The sequence below is a fragment of the Acinetobacter sp. 161(2023) genome (assembly GCF_037027805.1).
In the GTDB taxonomy this organism is placed as follows: domain Bacteria; phylum Pseudomonadota; class Gammaproteobacteria; order Pseudomonadales; family Moraxellaceae; genus Acinetobacter.
On record NZ_JAZEYD010000014.1, the window covers coordinates 1 to 15,816 of the forward strand.

The window sequence follows — 15,816 nt, forward strand, 5'->3', positions numbered from 1 at the left end:
GCACTATTTAAATGAACCAGATTCTTTGTATAGTAATAGCTTCACATGGTGGCTGAATCGATTAGAAAGAGCTAATAGTCCTGATTCGATTAAAGAATTATTAGAATACTTTGATGTACAACAAGTTGATGTACTTGAAAAATTTTTATTGTATGTTTTCAAATCAAGTACTGAATGCAAAGATGTTAATATCGCTTTAGATAATCTAAGGCATATAAAAAACTAGATAATTAACCAGTAATGAAGTAAAGCACCCTCTAAATTAGACTATAAGTGTCCAACTTTGGGGGTGCAGTTCAATTATCAGGGCTTCATTTCATCTTTAAATTTAGTCACATGTGGATTTACCTGCTTCAATATGTTTGACTTCCAAGCGATTTCCTTTATCTATTACACAAATTCTGGCATGAAAACTCTTATTAGTTTCTAAAATTATTTCATAAGCAACATTCTTATCAATTACTTCTAATGGTATTGCCACGCAATTAGTTTCTTCTATTGGGAGCGGAGCTTTTGTATATAACTTTTTATAAGTACTTTTAAACTCTTTTGTATAGTCAATCTTACCCAAATAAACTAGAACAGAGTTGTCAAAACTCGCATAAGTTTTAGGATTGTTCGTAAATACACATAAGTTATTTTTTTTGATAACTGCTTCCAATGGACGTGGCCCTTGGCTACAAGCACTGATCGTAATACTTATTATGGCAATAAAGATTAAAGTTAAGTTTTGCTTTATCATTTTTAAGACCTTGGCAATAACGTCTTGTCATGTGGGTTCAGAATAAAATCCCTTAAAATTCTTTCTACATATCCTAAAAGTTTTAGACTCTGTCTGTGATGTACTCTTTCAGGGTCAACATTTTGTAAATAGCATGCATCAAACCAAAACTCAATTAAACGGCCTTGTTGTTCAAAATTGAATTCATTAAATTTCTTTCCAAAGTCCCGTCCCAAAATATCCGTATCATAAGCTTTTAGTTCACCACCAGAATCTACGGACGTCACCATTGAGGTGTAACCACCTTTACAAAGCTGCTTCAAACCTAACCATCCATTTGGTGTCCCCATTTGATATTGCCAAATATGAACCATTTCATGAATAAACCAATGACGATTATCCCCAGAAGCCTTACTAAAATCTGATGTTGCCATATATTCTGATCTAGGAAGCATGATTTCACCAGCAGGTGTCATCGCATTACCTGTCGCATTGTGAATATACCCACCGATATGAATCCATACTTTTGAGTAATCAATAGCATCTTTAAAAACCAATTGGCACATTTTAATTTCGCCAGAAGTTAATTTTCTTTTAGTTTCAATTTTTATTTCAGTCGTTGGATGAGGTTGGTTATTTTTCAATTTAGTCAGCTTTGCTTTCGCATTTGCTACAATGATTTTAGCCGATTGCTTCACTGGATTTTTATCCATGTGTATGTTCCTCATAAATAATATTAATTGTTATTTCTTCGCTATTAGTATTTGTGATTAGTTCAGTAAAGCCTTGTTTATCGGTTATGCCATGTATCGTTTCCCCATTTTTTACTATTTCATAGCAAACACCTGCTAGTGGTGCATCTGTTAGTTGATCTTTTAATAAAAATCTATGCCCGAAATTTTCAATAGGTAATAAGCTCTTAGTATTACTTTTTGAAGAGGTTGAATTACCACCGCCATTATCCTGAACAACTAAACTTTGTTGCGGAAGTAGCTTACAGCCACAGGACAGAGAGTCACCAACACGCGCCGCCATTTTGCCAAAAATATTCATGCACGGATCGCCCGATACAATGGTGGCTACCACTTTATGTGTAGGGCAGGTGGCTTTATCGCCCGTACAAGCTACAGCTTTTCCATCAATTAGAAACAATGAGTTTCCACTAATTACTTTGCCGCCACCTGTAGTATAGGGCAGCCTAATTGAGTGAGTAAGCGACATTTTATGGCGTAAAGCATCTTTTCAAAGCGCCATTTTTTTCAGCTTTTTGATAGTCTAAGTGCAGTTATTATGAGTTTATAAGTTTAAAGGGCGTACTAATGTGGACAATGATCTAAATAAACTTTTGAATGGTATTCAATTAATTGCTCAAAAAGTTCATGAATTTTTGAATAGGGAAGAAGTAAAAATAATTGCCAATAAGGCTATATTAGGAATGCAACAACTAGGAGAATTTGTACATAACTTTTATACATACAGTCAATATCAGAAAAAAATGTATATCGAAATGAGCCAATTTGGTTGGTTTCCTTCTTATTTAACATTCAAAACACCAGTATTAGAAGGTGAAACAGCCGATAATTACATGGACAGATGCTTGTCCGAAAACCTTGTTGATATTGAAGAAATACTAATAGATTCATATCCGCATAGAAAGCATATATTTGAAGAAGCATTCAAACTGTATGGTGAAGAACGATTTGTAGCTGCAATACCTCTATTTCTTAGCCAATTAGATGGTTTGAGTGTTGAGTATGGTTTATCGCCCTTTTTCACAAGAACCAAAGCTGGTTCTGAAAAGAAAAAACTAAGTGCTGATGAACAATTAAAATTAGACAAGTTTCCTATGTATTTAAAACAAGCTTTAGAGAGAAATTTATTAGGAAAAAGTCAGGAGATTGTTTCTTATTACGAAGAAGTTATTAATAATGCTTGTAAATCTTTTATTGGTGATCAAACTAAAAACCTTGATATGACTAATCCCATCAATAGATTAAATAGACATGGCATATTGCATGGTCATGTAGATTTCTTAGAGTATGCTAATAGAATAAATTGCTTAAAAATAATTTCATTAATATTATTTGTAGATCATATCTTGTCACTAATTGGAAATTTGGATGATCAAAAATGATTTATTAGACACCTCTAAAAAATTAGAAATAAGAGTTTGATTAAATATATTTTAATATAAGTAAATATATTAAAATCTTGGTCGATATTTGATATACCTAATAAAATTTATAAAGGGTTTACATCGTTTTAATAATATGTAAGCACATTTTTAATATCTAAAAATATGCAGTAATTGCTTTAAATGCTGTAAAAATAACAAAAATGGCGCCAATTTTACGCCACATACAACTAATAAAAAGCCCCAAATTATCAGGGCTTTTTTTAATCTAGTTTTCAACTTCTACATTATAAATTGTTGTAAAAGACGCCTTTAATTTTTCATCTTTAGTATCTGCAATGTACTTTTGCATTTTTTGCTTATATTCCAGATGACCAGCTTTGTACTTAGCAAGTAAGTATGTAAACTCGCCCTGCTTATAATCAGGATTTGTCTTGTTTTCTGGCTTATCTAGCTCTACTTTTAAAACTTCCGCCGCCTTGTCAAAGCATTGAGAAATTACTTGCTTATCTTTTTGCTGCAACGTAAGAATCTGGCACTTAGAGATATATAGAGCAGGACTTTCAGGCTTTCTTGCTATTTGTTTATCAGTTAAAGTTAAGGCTTCATCATACATCTGTGCAGCTAAGTACACATTCATTTGAAGCATTTCTCGTTTGCCCTGGTCTTCCATTGCATTAATTTCAGGCAATAGTTCCTTCATACGTTTTTTTAAAACTTCTGGGCTTTCAAGAGAATACTTTTGAACATACTCATTGTGTTTATCTAAAATTTGTTGATCCTTAGCAGACAGCTTTTTAGGTGCCTGAGTTTCAGTTTTTACTTCGGTTTGTTTCGTGCTTTCAGAGGCATTACCACAGCCAGCTAGAAAAGCCGAGCCAAGAATAATTAGTGTAAGTGTCTTTCTCATTGCTTCCTTCTTGCTGCAGATGTAATTATGAACTCATGTACTATATTCGGTGGATTCGTAAATAGTGCTCCGCCATCAAATCTAGCATCATACTTCATGGTTAATTGGGCTGTGATAGCAGATAAATCTGGCACTGGTAGTTTGACGTTACAACTGCCAACTGGTTGTCTGTCATTTTCTGTATTCCAAACACCCTTTGCCACTTTTAAATTAATTACGTCACTAATTTGCTTTCCGTTTTTAAATAAGCGCAATGCCGCTTGAGAGTAAATTGTTGCATCCCCCTTTAATACTGGTGGTAGTAAAGTTGCAGTCACAAATAAATTTTGTTTTTCAATCTTATAAGAGACTTCAAATGTACAAGCACCAGACATCGCTTGCATTACTTGACCAAATAGAGACGCTTTGTCTTGGTCGTACGGAAATAACCATGGTTTAAACGGAACCATTGTGGTTTTTGTGTTCTCGATGTAGTAGTTTTCGTACTCATCTTTCGCAAAGCTATCTGTTGTAGGTTGCTTTTGAGACATTGGAGCTGGTGAGGATTTAGCTGCAGAAGATCCAGCCCCACCACCATTATCTTGAACAACTAAACTTTGTTGGGGAAGTAGCTTACAACCACAAGACAGAGAGTCACCAACACGTGCCGCCAGTTTGCCAAAAATATTCATGCACGGATCACCCGATACAATGGTGGCTACCACTTTATGCGTAGGGCAGGTGGCTTTATCACCTGTGCAGGCTACGGCTTTTCCATCAATTAGAAATAATGAATTTCCGCTAATTACTTTGCCGCCGCCAGTAGTCGGGCAACCTATGGTGATATAGGGTGTAGCCAAATTATAATTCCTTGTTATTTGCATGAATTGGGCAAATGATAACAAAGAAAAATATACAGATCTGTCTATTTTTTCAAAAAAAACCTTTATAACCCCCCCTTTAACAGTAACTCACTCATTATTTATCCTTACTTTTTAATGATCTATTTAAAAGCAAATGTCATTTGCTTGACTGCAAAAGGGTAGAGCACAGTCCTTTGCCTGCCTGCATTGAGCACCCCCCTTATAAACACTTAGAATCCAGAACATCACCTTATTTTATAAATAAAATAAATATATATATTAGAAAACTTGATTAATTTTATTTTTCGTATACAATGAACATAACTAGAAAAAGTCATGTTTGGTAAATCTTCTCTAAGTACCGCAGTATTAGTCATAATCCTTCGTTTTTTTCAGATTTTCAGCTCCATTCTTTATTATTTCGATGTTACTCATAACCAATAAAATGGTTTAAATTTTTAAAAAAACTAGGATGTATTATGTCTAATTCAAATATCATGAAAGGTACTGTTAAGTGGTTTAACGAAGCTAAAGGTTTCGGTTTTATCCAACCAGAATCAGGACCAGACGTTTTTGCTCATTTTAGCGAAATCGCTAACTCAGGTTTCAGAACTCTTGCTGAAGGTCAACGTGTTGAATTCAGTGTTGCACAAGGCCAAAAAGGCCCAAATGCTGTAAATATTGTTGCTCTATAAATAATTAAAAGCACTCATAAATAAAAGCACTAATGGGTGCTTTTATTTTGGTTTTAAAATAATTTTAAAGTTTTTTTAAGATTATAAGTAAATTTAATTTAGGATATAAATTGTTAAAAATAAATGACTTAATTGCAAAATCTAAAAATGGTACAGAAATTCTAGTGTCTTTAATTCCTCTAAATAGAATACAAAATACACGCGATGGTTTTAAAACTGTTGAAGTTGGAAAAAGAGTTCTTCTTTCCTCTGGAATTGAAGTTGATTTAAATTTAGATGGGCGTACCTTTTATGCGTCTATAAATCAACTATTTAAATTAGATTATAGAGTTAGTTAAAACTCAGCTTGCTATTGGATATTTAGGCGGGTCCATTATTTCTGCCATAATTTTATTAGGATATTATAATGATTAAACAAAATATCAGTGTTAAAGACCAGTTTGGAAGTAAATACTTCATTCAGGCAACAGTAGATAGTAATTTCGCTAATACTCAATGTTTTTCTAATTTAAAATACATTACAGTTGAAGGCGAAGATATACGACCAAGTTTTGAAATGTTTTTTCAAAGCACCTTAAGTGGTAAAATTTTTAAAATTGATAAAATAAATTAATTTATCAAAGTAGTACATTTAACGCGGTAGGATAGATTCTTTTCAAAAATAGAAAATCCTCATCGCGCTAGGGCACGTTGCAAACACTTAATTAAACAATAACTTTAATAATAAAGCGCAGGTGGTGAAAGCCACACTAGCGTATTGCTACTTCATACCCCCCTTTATAAACCCCTCTTAAACAATAACTTATCTATTATTTATTCTTACTTTTTAATGATCTATTTTAAAACAAATGTCATTTGGTGTGCTTGACTGCAACAAATCCGAAGCTTATCCTTTGCTTGCTGGCCACATTGCCAGCCGGCTTTGACAGGCTGAATAATAACTCCCGCATCAGAGCTTTTCCTTCTGAGGACTACTCTTGTGTGGTGTGCCACTCGTCTCTTTCCCGTAGCGGTAGGACGGGAGAGGGACACCTACGGGTGTGCTAGTTTGAGTTATGCTAGTCTGTCAACCTTCTTCCGTTCTGCCACCATAATTCCTATTAATGTCTGGCAGAACTCCCAATAAAAAGGAGTTGGCTTTGCACATCCATTATTTCTTGGCAGCCGTTGCCAAAAGCTATAACGACACAACTTAAAAATTTAAAGCAGCTTGATCACCTTTAGGGTTTTCAGGCTTTAAGTCATTACGGCTCAAAAAACTTGCATTAACAATAAAACTTGAGATGTGCCAAGCACAGTCTTTATAGGCTTTGCTGTGCCTTTTTTTCTCCCAAAAAGGGTACAGGCTTTTTATATCTCATTTATATACAACAAAAATTTATTTTATAACGGTAAAACAATGCCAAATTTAATTCTTTCAACACGTGCCTTAAAAGTTGTAAATAAAGCGATTGATCTGTTTCATCACGATGGATTTCCCATTGTGGGCGTCGACAAAATTATGCGAGAAGCAGGAGTGGCGAAAATGACGTTTTATAACTATTTCCACTCTAAAGAGCGGTTTATTGAAATTTGTTTGATTGTGCAAAAAGAGCGCTTAAAAGAAAAAGTGATTTCAATTGCTGAGGAGGCGAACCGGACAGATGTAATTGAGCAATTAAAGAAACTTTATTTCTTACATACCGATCTAGAAGGGCCGTACTATTTATTGTTTAAAGCCATTTTTGAAACGAAACTGGCCTATCCAAAAGCCTATCAAGTCGCAGTGAGATATAGAACGTGGTTAATCAACGAAATCTATAGCCAGCTAATAAAGCTAAAAGCTGATGCTTCCTTTCATGATGCTAAATTATTTTTATACATGATTGAAGGCACAATAATTCAGCTTTTAAGTTCGGATGAGGCAAATGAAAAAGATAGGGAGTTGGAATGGAGGTGGATCATGAAATTGCTAAGATTAAACTAGATTTCAGATGCTTTTATAATCGGCTAAGGCAACGATATAAAAAGGTATTTTAAGCTTCTCTTTAATTTCGTAGGTTAACATCTAAAGAAGTTCCTTGTCTGGAATGAATTGAATTCCTACCTAAGGAGAATCAAATGCTTGAAGTCTTAAAAAATAGCACATACCGGCATTTGTTTTTGGCCCAAGTCATTGCATTGATTGGTACTGGGCTAATTACAATTGCGTTGGCTTTACAAGCCTATGACCTTGCTAAAGGGCAGGCTGCGCAAGTTCTTGGTATTGCTTTGGCAATTAAAATGATTGCTTATATTGGCGTCGCCCCAATTGCCTCAGCTTTTGCAGAAAGACTTCCGCGTAAAAAGGTTCTGGTAACGTTAGATGTGATTCGAGCATGCACTGCTTTATGCCTACCATTCGTTACTCAAATTTGGCAAATTTATGTTCTGATTTTTATTTTACAGTCTGCATCGGCTGCATTTACCCCAACATTTCAAGCCATGATTCCCGATGTCTTACCCGAGGAAAGGGAATATACCAATGCGCTATCTCTATCTCGGTTAGCATATGACTTAGAAAATATTATTAGCCCGATGTTGGCAGGTTTTTTACTAAGCTATATGAGTTATCACAACTTATTTTTAGGTACAGTGGTAGGATTTATTGGCTCGGCACTTTTTGTTGTAAGTGCAAAACTACCCGTGGCTCAGGTTGCAGCATTTCAAGGTGTATATAGCAGAATAAAAAGGGGAGCAAAAATCTATTTCAACACTCCTCGTTTAAAAGCTTTATTGGCATTAAATCTAGCCATTGCTTCTGCAAGTGCGGTGGTAATTGTAAATACTGTCGTTTTAGTACAATCCACTTTTAAATTGTCTGAACATGCGACTACTTGGGCGTTTGGGTTATTTGGCTTGGGATCAATGCTTTCAGCTTTTATGCTTCCTAAAGTTTTAGAAAAGTTTGATGACCGATCTGTCATGTTGTCTGGAACGGTAATTTTGGTGATTGGTTTATTGAGTGGATATTTTATCCCTTCATATGATTGGCTTTTAGCGCTCTGGTTTGTTTTGGGAATAGGGTATTCAGTCTCACAAACTCCAACGGGTCGACTCATTCGTAAGTCGGCATCAAGTGAAAATAGAACAGCTTTGTTTGCCGCACAATTCGCGTTTTCACATGCATGTTGGTTAATTACATATCCTTTAGTGGGATGGTTAAGCACTCACTTGGGAACTTTATTTACTTTCATTCCCATGGCGATTATTGCTTTAGTTGCTATGTCTTTTGCCTATTTCATCTGGCCGAAAAATGATGATTTAGTTTTATCTCATACTCATGATGATTTACCTACTGGACATGAACATTTGGTTAACCATAGCCATAATGGTGAGCATGCACACGAATATGTGATTGATGACTATCATCACAAATGGACGAAGTAGAGATGAAAAAAGTAAATAGGGTTAATTTTATAAAATTTAATGATAGTTTGGAAAATGTTGCTTTAACGAGTCTAAAAAAAACTGAACCTTTTTGGGAATTTTTGATCCATAGGGTGTGGTTGCATAGAAATGCACTGTTGATGAAAAGATGTCCTGAGAGTAATTAATAATAATGCCAGCATCTTCATATTTTTTTGCCAAAAAATCGGGAATAAATAAAATACTGTGATTCTTTTGGCAAAAATCTAAAAGAATTTCTATATTATTGCAGATGAGTTGAGGGGGTGAATCAATAAAATTATTTTTTAAATCTGATCTTGAATATAACGATATATTATATTTTCTTAAGTCTTCTATGCTTTTAGGTTTTTCATGTTTATTTGAAAATGAAGCTGTTGCATAAAAGTTTTTTTTATACGTATTTAAAATAAAAGTATTTTGCTCTTCAATATTTTCCTCAAGTTTTAAAATCACATCAAATTTATGGGTATTGATATGATTTGAATGGTCTGAAAACATAAGATCAATTTCAATATGGGGGTATTTCTTTAGAAAATTAGAAATGACATCTGAAAAGCACGTTTGGATAAAGGCATGCGGAGCACTAATTTTGAGTAAGCCTTCAGGGTACTTCTGGTCGTATACAAAGTCATGGGCTGCTAAATCTAACTCTTTCACAATGACTTTGCATCGCTCATAGAACTTTTCTCCAGAGCGAGTGAGGTCCATCTTTCGGGTGTTGCGTATAAATAATGATGTATTAAATAGACTTTCTAAATAAAAAATTCTTTTTGAAACTTGATCTCTCGTAATGCCTAGATTTCTAGAAGCATGACTAAAATTTCCAGTTTCTACGACACTAATGAAAGTATTAATACAGTCTATTTTATCCATTAAATTTTGAAAGGCTAAATTGGCGTTTCGCTAAACTATATTATGATGTTCTACTTATCAATCATTGTATCTTTTTAGAATACAGTTTGTATTTAAATAAATATCTAGTAGTTTACACGGATTTTTGATTTTATATATCGTAAGTTATTTGGTTTTATAAAGGTTAATAAAATATTTAAAACTATTTAAATTATCTTATTTTTATAAAGATAATTTTATAAATTAGATAATGAATATTTTATAAACTTTTATTAATGCATGAAACTTATATTTTTTAAATATTAAAACTATGAGATTTCAAAAAGGTAAATAGATGAGTGACTTGATTAATAATAACCCAGTATGGGTAAAAAAGATCTTATCAATTCATGGATTGCTTTCGCTACTTCGAGTTGCACTCGTTTCAGCGTATTTAGTGGGGGGAATAAATAAGTTTATAGGCTTTCATATGGCGGTTGAGGAACAAGCAAGTTTTGGTCTACAACCCGCTTGGCTTTGGGCAGCTACCGCTATTTTTATCGAAATTGTTGGTTCGCTACTGGTTATTTTTAATCGTTTTGTCTGGTTAGGAGCAGGGGCTTTAGGCTGTCTAACCGCAGTTGCGATGCTCGTTGCAAACGACTTTTGGAATCATACAGGCCCAGCATTTTTTAGTACGTTTAATAGTTTCTTCGAACATCTTGGGCTCATCGCTGCGTTGGTGATGGTCACCATTCTTTCTAATCAATCTTCAAAATCACAATAAGTTTAAGCATCTCATTTAAACAGGAGCATTTTATGCGTAAATCATTATCAGCATTGCTTTTAAGCACCATGCTAGTGGGCACAAATGTTGCCCTAGTTCCTCAAGTTTTTGCCAAAACAACAACAAGTATAAAAAGTGAGGCGCCCGGTGTAGCCCCTCAATACGATACAACGCATGTTTATGTAAACCCTGAAGACTTTGATAAATTTACCGATAGTTTGGTCGCAACATTCGGTGGTACCAAGTCGAAACAAGGTGTTTTCCAAGTCACACCAACCCCGAGCCAGACCATGTCTCAACTTGTATTGACTCCAGTTGGCACAGTGTCTGTATTTGGTTTTAAAACCCCAATTCCACATCCTTTTGGTTTAGAAAGAACAGGCTATTTAGTCAAAGATATGGACGCAGCCGTACAGTCTGCCAAGGCAAATGGGGCAGATGTGATTGTTGATGCATTTCCTGACCCGATCGGGCGTGATGCAGTGATCCAATGGCCGGGTGGTGTGAATATGCAGCTTTATTGGCACACGACTAAGCCTAGCTATAACCAGTTAGAAACTGTTCCAGAAAATCGTATTTATGTTTCAAAACAAAGTGCTGACTCGTTTGTTAAGAAGTTCGTGAGTTTCTCGCACGGTAAAGTCGTTTCCGATAACCCTAAAGCCGCAGGCATAGAAATTGGTCGCCCAAATGAAACGTATAGACGTATTCGCGTTGAATCTGATTTCGGCAAAATGACAGTGTTCGTCACTGATGGTCATCTTCCTTATCCATATGGACACGATATGACGGGTTATGAAGTCAAAAATTTATCTGAAACTTTAGATAAAGCCACAAAAGCGGGTGTATCTGTATTAGTGAATGCCTATAAGTCAGATGGTCGTGAAGCCGCGATGGTACAGTTCCCAGGTGGTTATATTGCCGAAATTCATGCTTCTATCAAATAATTTATAGCCTAAATGATGGATTGAAATTTGCACTTATGTTGCTTAAGAGCAGTATGAGTGCAAAACACCAAGTCTCTGCAACGACCTATTTATTACTATGGATAACACTTGATGGCCTTGCATGTTTTTAAAGTTAGAACATATCGAACTAAGCACTCAGAGACTTACCTTAAAATAATAAAAATGAGTCTGTTATTAACCAGCAGTTTATTTTTCTACGAATCTGCTTATGCAGAAAATGAAGCCTTAAATACAAATGCATGTCCAACTCGTCCAAAAATCTCAACGAATCGTTGGCAAGAAAATTGGGATGTTTTAAAAAATCCGTGTGTGCCAAAGAAAATAGGAGACGACTTCAAATATATACCTTTTGGCGATAATAATTATTTATCACTCGGGGCAAATATTCGTGAACGTTTTGAAGTCAATAATAATGCCAAGTTTGGTACTGGAAATAATCAGGCTGACAGCTATTTAATTCAAAGATTACAAGCGCATGCAGATGTACGAATAGGTGATCATTTACAATTATTTACTCAGTTAAGTGATGCTCGGGCGTTTGATAAAAAGAATATTAGCAGTACCGATCAGAATAGACTTGATGTGGAACAAGCCTTTATTGCGTGGGTGGGTCCTTTAAATAATGGAACTTTTAAATTTAGAGTCGGCCGTCAAGAAATGGCTTTTGACTTACAACGCTTTATTTCGAATAGAGAAGGCCCAAACGTTCGGCAAGCCTTTGATGGCGTTTGGTCAGATTATGAATATGGTGACTGGAGAATTTTAGGGTATTTGACTCGGCCTGTTCAAATTGAAAAAGATTCCACTTTTAATGACCACTCGAAAAGTAACTTTAGCTTTAGTGGCTTTCGCGTCGATAAACAAATTGTATGGGGTGGTGAGTTATCTGGTTATTACTCACGTTATGAACGAGATAATGCATCCTTTCCAAGTGTTAAAGGTAATGAAGTTCGAGACTTATATGATGTTCGGCATATGGGTAAGAAAAACAATATCGATTGGGATGTTGAAGGTATGCTGCAACATGGAAGGATAGGCGGACAATCTATTCAAGCATGGGGACTCAGTAGCATTACAGGATACACGTTTGCTGAGCAAGCTTGGTCGCCGCGTTTAGGCGTCCAGTTTGATATTGCTACAGGTGATAAAAGTGCTAACGATAATCAACTCAATACCTTTAACCAGCTTTTTGCAAATGGCTCATATTTTACTTTGGCGGGTTATAGTGGTTATAGCAATATTATTCACCTAAAACCGTCTCTGACGCTCAAGCCTTCAGAGAAACTTACTTTGTTAAGTGCCTTAGGTTTCCAGTGGCGTGAAACCACCCAAGATGCGATTTATTTCCAAGGCAATAACAGCATGGCAAATACGGCAGGGCAAGGCTCTAGCTGGACAGGTGCATATATTCAACTGAGAGCAGATCAAAAAATAAATTCTAATTTGTCTGTTGCTGCCGAAGGCGTTCACTTTGAGGTTGGCGATACCATTAAGAAAGCGGGTGGTAAAGACGCAAACTATTTAGGCCTTGAGCTTAAATATGGCTGGTAAAACGAGTAGAGTAAAAATATGAGCACAGATTTAAAGCAAACTAAAATTGGACGTTACCAAAGTTTAAACATCGAACTCGTGACTTGGGATTCTACCTCGGCCGAGGTTGATCTTTCCTGTGCTTGTATTTTTGAACATGAAATGAATAACCGTTCTTTTTCGGGTGGTTTGGCACATTTAGATGAAGCTCTAAATGGAAGACTAAACGAAATACGAAAAAATAACTGGTTCAGTGAAAAAATTGGTGATGCACTTTTACTTAATCAAACTCCTTCAACCATACAGGCAACTAAAGTTTTGCTTATAGGCATGGGAGCACCAGAAGATTTCACGGTAGAGCGAATCGAGACTGCGATAAAAACTGTTGTAAGAACAGCGCATCAACTGGAACTTAAAAGTGTGGCATTTGCGCCGAGTATTTTAGATACAGGTCTGAATCCTCCGGCAGGTTTAAATGAACTTATGCTAAGAAGTTTAAAAGAAGAATTAGACAAACATGCACAGCTTTATTTGCACAAATTAGTCAAAAAATCTGAAATTGAAAAATGGGTATTTGATGCGGGTTTTCAAAATTATGATGCTAAGGCTGAGCAATATAGCGCGTCTTTTGCCAAAGTTTTTATTTAAGATTCATTCTGATTTTAAAAACAAAATTCAGTAAAGCATTATGAAAAGGAACATGATTTTAATTTAACTGCATCAACCTGAACGATGCAGTTAAATGTAAAGATTAAGAAATTTCTAAAATTTTCTGAGCGATATATAAATCTTGGATCGATAGCCCTGAACTGTCATAAATTGTGATTTGTTCCTGAGATTGCCTACCTTGAGTGTTTGCTAAAAGCACATCACCTATATTAATTAAAATTGCAGACTCAGGCGCATGTTGAAATTCACCAATGAGTTTAGACTGCACATCAAGATCACAAAATAAGTCACTATGTGAAAATAACTCTGGCGGAAGTTCTTGTTTGCCTTGTTTATCTGAACCCATAGATGAAATATGAGTGCCAGCTTTGACCCATTCAGCTTTAAAAAGAGGAGTGTGGGAGGACGTTGCAGTTACAATAATATCGGCTTGCTCACAGGCTTCTTTTGCACTCATAACTTGAAGCTTAACGCCTAAGTGTTTGAGGTTTTCTATCATTTTTTCAGCTTTACTTTGGTCGCGTCCTACTATCAAAATCTGTTCAAAATTTCTAATTCTTGCTAAAGCCTCACATTCATATTTGGCCTGATTTCCTGTGCCAAATATCGCTAATACTTTTGAATCTTTTCTTGCCAATATATTGGTCGCAACTGCATTAGAAGCAGCTGTACGGAAGGCATTGACTTTGCCTGCTTCAATGGCTGCTGCCATTTTTCCATTGGCTTGATTAAATAATAAAATGAGCGCGTTATGGCGAGGCAAACCATTTTTGGGGTTCTCTTCCCAAAACGAACCAACTTTAAGGCCAGCTAAGTGCTGAGTCGCCGATGATTTAACACTAAAGGTATTTTTGCTATCGGACCCTTGACCATGAACTACAGGAAAACTTTGAGTGTCGGGTTGAGTTGCAGCAATTAAAGCTTGGTAAATAGCATCATAAGCCAGTTCATGATTGATGAGAGCAGAAGATTCAGACTCAGAAATAAATCTCATCACCATCTCCAAAAGTTTATTTAAATTAAGACGCGAACACGTCGAGAGGTCAGTGCATATTGAATGTCTATCCATGACGCTTTAACTGACATCATAGATAGACTTAAGACTTTGATAGACATCGACTTTTATTAAGCTGATAAAAACTCTACATATTTAGAAATATCGACATTTCCGCCACTAATGATGATGCCTATACGTTTGCCTTTTAACTCATGCTTTAAATTACGTGCAGCAGCAAATCCGAGACATCCAGTCGGTTCAACCACCATTTTCATTCTTTCAGCAAAGAACTTCATACAGCTAATAAGTTCTTCGTCTTCTACTGTCAAAATGTCATCTACATTCTGTTGAATGATAGGAAAAGTTAATTTGCCTACACTTTGAAGTTGAGCACCATCGGCAATTGTTTTAGGTATATCAATCTGAACAATTTCTCCTTTTCGAAAAGACATTTGTCCATCATTTCCTAGAGCAGGTTCAACACCATATATTTTACATTTCGGAGAGAGTTGACGGGCAGACAAGGAAGAACCTGCCAATAAACCTCCACCACCTAAGCCTACAAATAGGTAATCTAATTCGCCAACCTCTTCAAATAGCTCTTTTGCAACCGTTCCTTGACCTGCAATTACATGTGGATGGTCATAAGACGGAATGAGTGTTAGGCCATTTTTTTCGGCAATTTCTTTACCAATTTGTTCTCGACTTTCTGTATAACGGTTATATTCAACAATATTGCCGCCGTATTCTCGCGTTGCTGCCATTTTTGCAGCAGGCGCATCTTTAGGCATGATGATAGTTGCTGGAATACCAAGAATTTTGGACGACAGCGCAATAGATTGCGCATGATTTCCCGAAGAGAAAGCAACCACACCAGCTTTTTTCTGAGCATCATTGAATTGCAAAAGCGCATTCATCGCACCACGAAATTTGAAAGCACCAATGCGCTGATAATTCTCACATTTAAAGAATACTTCTGCTTCAAATTCATTGTTAACCGTACGTGAAGTTAAAACAGGGGTTTTATTTGCAAAACCTTTAATACGCTCAGCAGCGGCTGCGACATCTTCATAAGTGGGAAGGGTTAAATTTTTCATAATTAAACCTAATTCTATTCAGTGTTTTGGATGCAAGATTTCGTATTGCTCAAGGAACGCACAATATATAGACCTTGTTTAGATAAAATATATATATTTAGATAAAATGTCTAATTTTATTTTCTAATGTGATAACAATGAGATATAAGATTTTGATTTACATTAAGTTTAAAATTAGATAAAAAGTCTAAATTGCTACTTGCATA

General features: G+C 35.6%; 17 protein-coding genes and 2 pseudogenes. 11 read left to right on the plus strand and 8 right to left on the minus strand.

The window, feature by feature from the left end:
- A pseudogene (locus tag WA249_RS13975) lies at positions 1-226 on the plus strand (hypothetical protein); the annotation flags it as partial.
- Positions 227-328: 102 nt separating this feature from the next.
- Here the strand turns inward: WA249_RS13975 and WA249_RS13980 are convergent.
- The 3 genes and pseudogenes from WA249_RS13980 to WA249_RS13990 all read right to left on the minus strand — a co-directional run bounded on the left by WA249_RS13980 (position 329) and on the right by WA249_RS13990 (position 1,959).
- Positions 329-742 (minus strand): NF045616 family extracytoplasmic (lipo)protein, encoded by a 414-nt coding sequence (locus WA249_RS13980; RefSeq protein WP_336169554.1) that lies wholly within the window; start codon positions 740-742, stop codon positions 329-331.
- Positions 743-744: 2 nt separating this feature from the next.
- Positions 745-1,434 carry a zinc protease gene (locus WA249_RS13985; protein WP_336169556.1) on the minus strand — a complete coding sequence of 230 codons (690 nt, stop codon included), beginning with the start codon at positions 1,432-1,434 and terminating at the stop codon, positions 745-747.
- Positions 1,427-1,959 (minus strand): annotated as a pseudogene (locus WA249_RS13990) (PAAR domain-containing protein). Before WA249_RS13990 ends, WA249_RS13985 begins: the two are co-directional and overlap by 8 nt.
- A gap of 83 nt (positions 1,960-2,042) precedes the next feature.
- Between WA249_RS13990 and WA249_RS13995 the strand changes: the two are divergent.
- Positions 2,043-2,855, plus strand: a complete 813-nt coding sequence (locus WA249_RS13995; protein WP_336169561.1) for a hypothetical protein — start codon at positions 2,043-2,045, stop codon at positions 2,853-2,855.
- Positions 2,856-3,123: 268 nt separating this feature from the next.
- Here the strand turns inward: WA249_RS13995 and WA249_RS14000 are convergent, their stop codons facing one another.
- The gene (locus WA249_RS14000) at positions 3,124-3,765 is read right to left on the minus strand and encodes a hypothetical protein (protein WP_336169563.1); all 642 of its coding nucleotides are present in this window, start codon (positions 3,763-3,765) and stop codon (positions 3,124-3,126) included.
- Positions 3,762-4,604: a PAAR domain-containing protein gene (locus tag WA249_RS14005; protein WP_336169565.1), complete on the minus strand. Its 843-nt coding sequence runs from the start codon at positions 4,602-4,604 to the stop codon at positions 3,762-3,764. The genes WA249_RS14000 and WA249_RS14005 overlap by 4 nt, the downstream gene beginning before the upstream one ends.
- 482 nt (positions 4,605-5,086) lie before the next feature.
- Here WA249_RS14005 and WA249_RS14010 point away from each other — a divergent pair, with 482 nt between their 5' ends.
- The 5 genes from WA249_RS14010 (at position 5,087) to WA249_RS14030 (ending at position 8,710) form a co-directional block, all read left to right on the plus strand.
- Complete coding sequence (locus WA249_RS14010) at positions 5,087-5,302, plus strand: cold-shock protein (protein WP_003650532.1); 216 nt, start codon at positions 5,087-5,089, stop codon at positions 5,300-5,302.
- A gap of 110 nt (positions 5,303-5,412) precedes the next feature.
- Positions 5,413-5,640, plus strand: a complete 228-nt coding sequence (locus WA249_RS14015) for a hypothetical protein (protein WP_107882789.1) — start codon at positions 5,413-5,415, stop codon at positions 5,638-5,640.
- A 68-nt stretch (positions 5,641-5,708) separates the two neighbouring features.
- Positions 5,709-5,915 carry a hypothetical protein gene (locus tag WA249_RS14020; RefSeq protein WP_336169569.1) on the plus strand — a complete coding sequence of 69 codons (207 nt, stop codon included), beginning with the start codon at positions 5,709-5,711 and terminating at the stop codon, positions 5,913-5,915.
- A 786-nt stretch (positions 5,916-6,701) separates the two neighbouring features.
- Positions 6,702-7,268 (plus strand): TetR/AcrR family transcriptional regulator, encoded by a 567-nt coding sequence (locus WA249_RS14025; RefSeq protein WP_336169571.1) that lies wholly within the window; start codon positions 6,702-6,704, stop codon positions 7,266-7,268.
- A 134-nt stretch (positions 7,269-7,402) separates the two neighbouring features.
- Entirely contained in the window at positions 7,403-8,710 is a 1,308-nt protein-coding gene (locus WA249_RS14030; RefSeq protein WP_336169573.1) for an MFS transporter, read from the plus strand.
- A gap of 36 nt (positions 8,711-8,746) precedes the next feature.
- Here the strand turns inward: WA249_RS14030 and WA249_RS14035 are convergent, their stop codons facing one another.
- Positions 8,747-9,604, minus strand: coding sequence for a LysR family transcriptional regulator (locus WA249_RS14035; protein WP_336169575.1), 858 nt, complete (start codon positions 9,602-9,604; stop codon positions 8,747-8,749).
- Positions 9,605-9,917: 313 nt separating this feature from the next.
- Between WA249_RS14035 and WA249_RS14040 the strand changes: the two genes are divergently transcribed.
- The 4 genes from WA249_RS14040 (at position 9,918) to WA249_RS14055 (ending at position 13,495) form a co-directional block, all read left to right on the plus strand.
- On the plus strand, positions 9,918-10,349 hold the full coding sequence (locus WA249_RS14040) for a DoxX family protein (RefSeq protein ID WP_336169577.1): 432 nt from the start codon (positions 9,918-9,920) through the stop codon (positions 10,347-10,349).
- Between the two features lie 32 nt (positions 10,350-10,381).
- A complete protein-coding gene (locus WA249_RS14045; RefSeq protein ID WP_336169579.1) occupies positions 10,382-11,296 on the plus strand; it encodes a glyoxalase in 915 nt (304 codons plus the stop codon).
- A gap of 111 nt (positions 11,297-11,407) precedes the next feature.
- Complete coding sequence (locus WA249_RS14050; protein ID WP_336169580.1) at positions 11,408-12,868, plus strand: alginate export family protein; 1,461 nt, start codon at positions 11,408-11,410, stop codon at positions 12,866-12,868.
- 18 nt (positions 12,869-12,886) lie between these two features.
- The gene (locus WA249_RS14055) at positions 12,887-13,495 is read left to right on the plus strand and encodes a M17 family peptidase N-terminal domain-containing protein (protein WP_336169582.1); all 609 of its coding nucleotides are present in this window, start codon (positions 12,887-12,889) and stop codon (positions 13,493-13,495) included.
- A gap of 103 nt (positions 13,496-13,598) precedes the next feature.
- On the opposite strand, the gene WA249_RS14060 is transcribed toward WA249_RS14055, so the two are convergent.
- Both WA249_RS14060 and WA249_RS14065 read right to left on the minus strand, forming a co-directional pair.
- Complete coding sequence (locus tag WA249_RS14060; RefSeq protein ID WP_336169584.1) at positions 13,599-14,510, minus strand: ornithine cyclodeaminase family protein; 912 nt, start codon at positions 14,508-14,510, stop codon at positions 13,599-13,601.
- A gap of 131 nt (positions 14,511-14,641) precedes the next feature.
- Positions 14,642-15,610, minus strand: coding sequence for a threo-3-hydroxy-L-aspartate ammonia-lyase (locus WA249_RS14065; RefSeq protein ID WP_336169586.1), 969 nt, complete (start codon positions 15,608-15,610; stop codon positions 14,642-14,644).
- Positions 15,611-15,816: the final 206 nt, after the last annotated feature.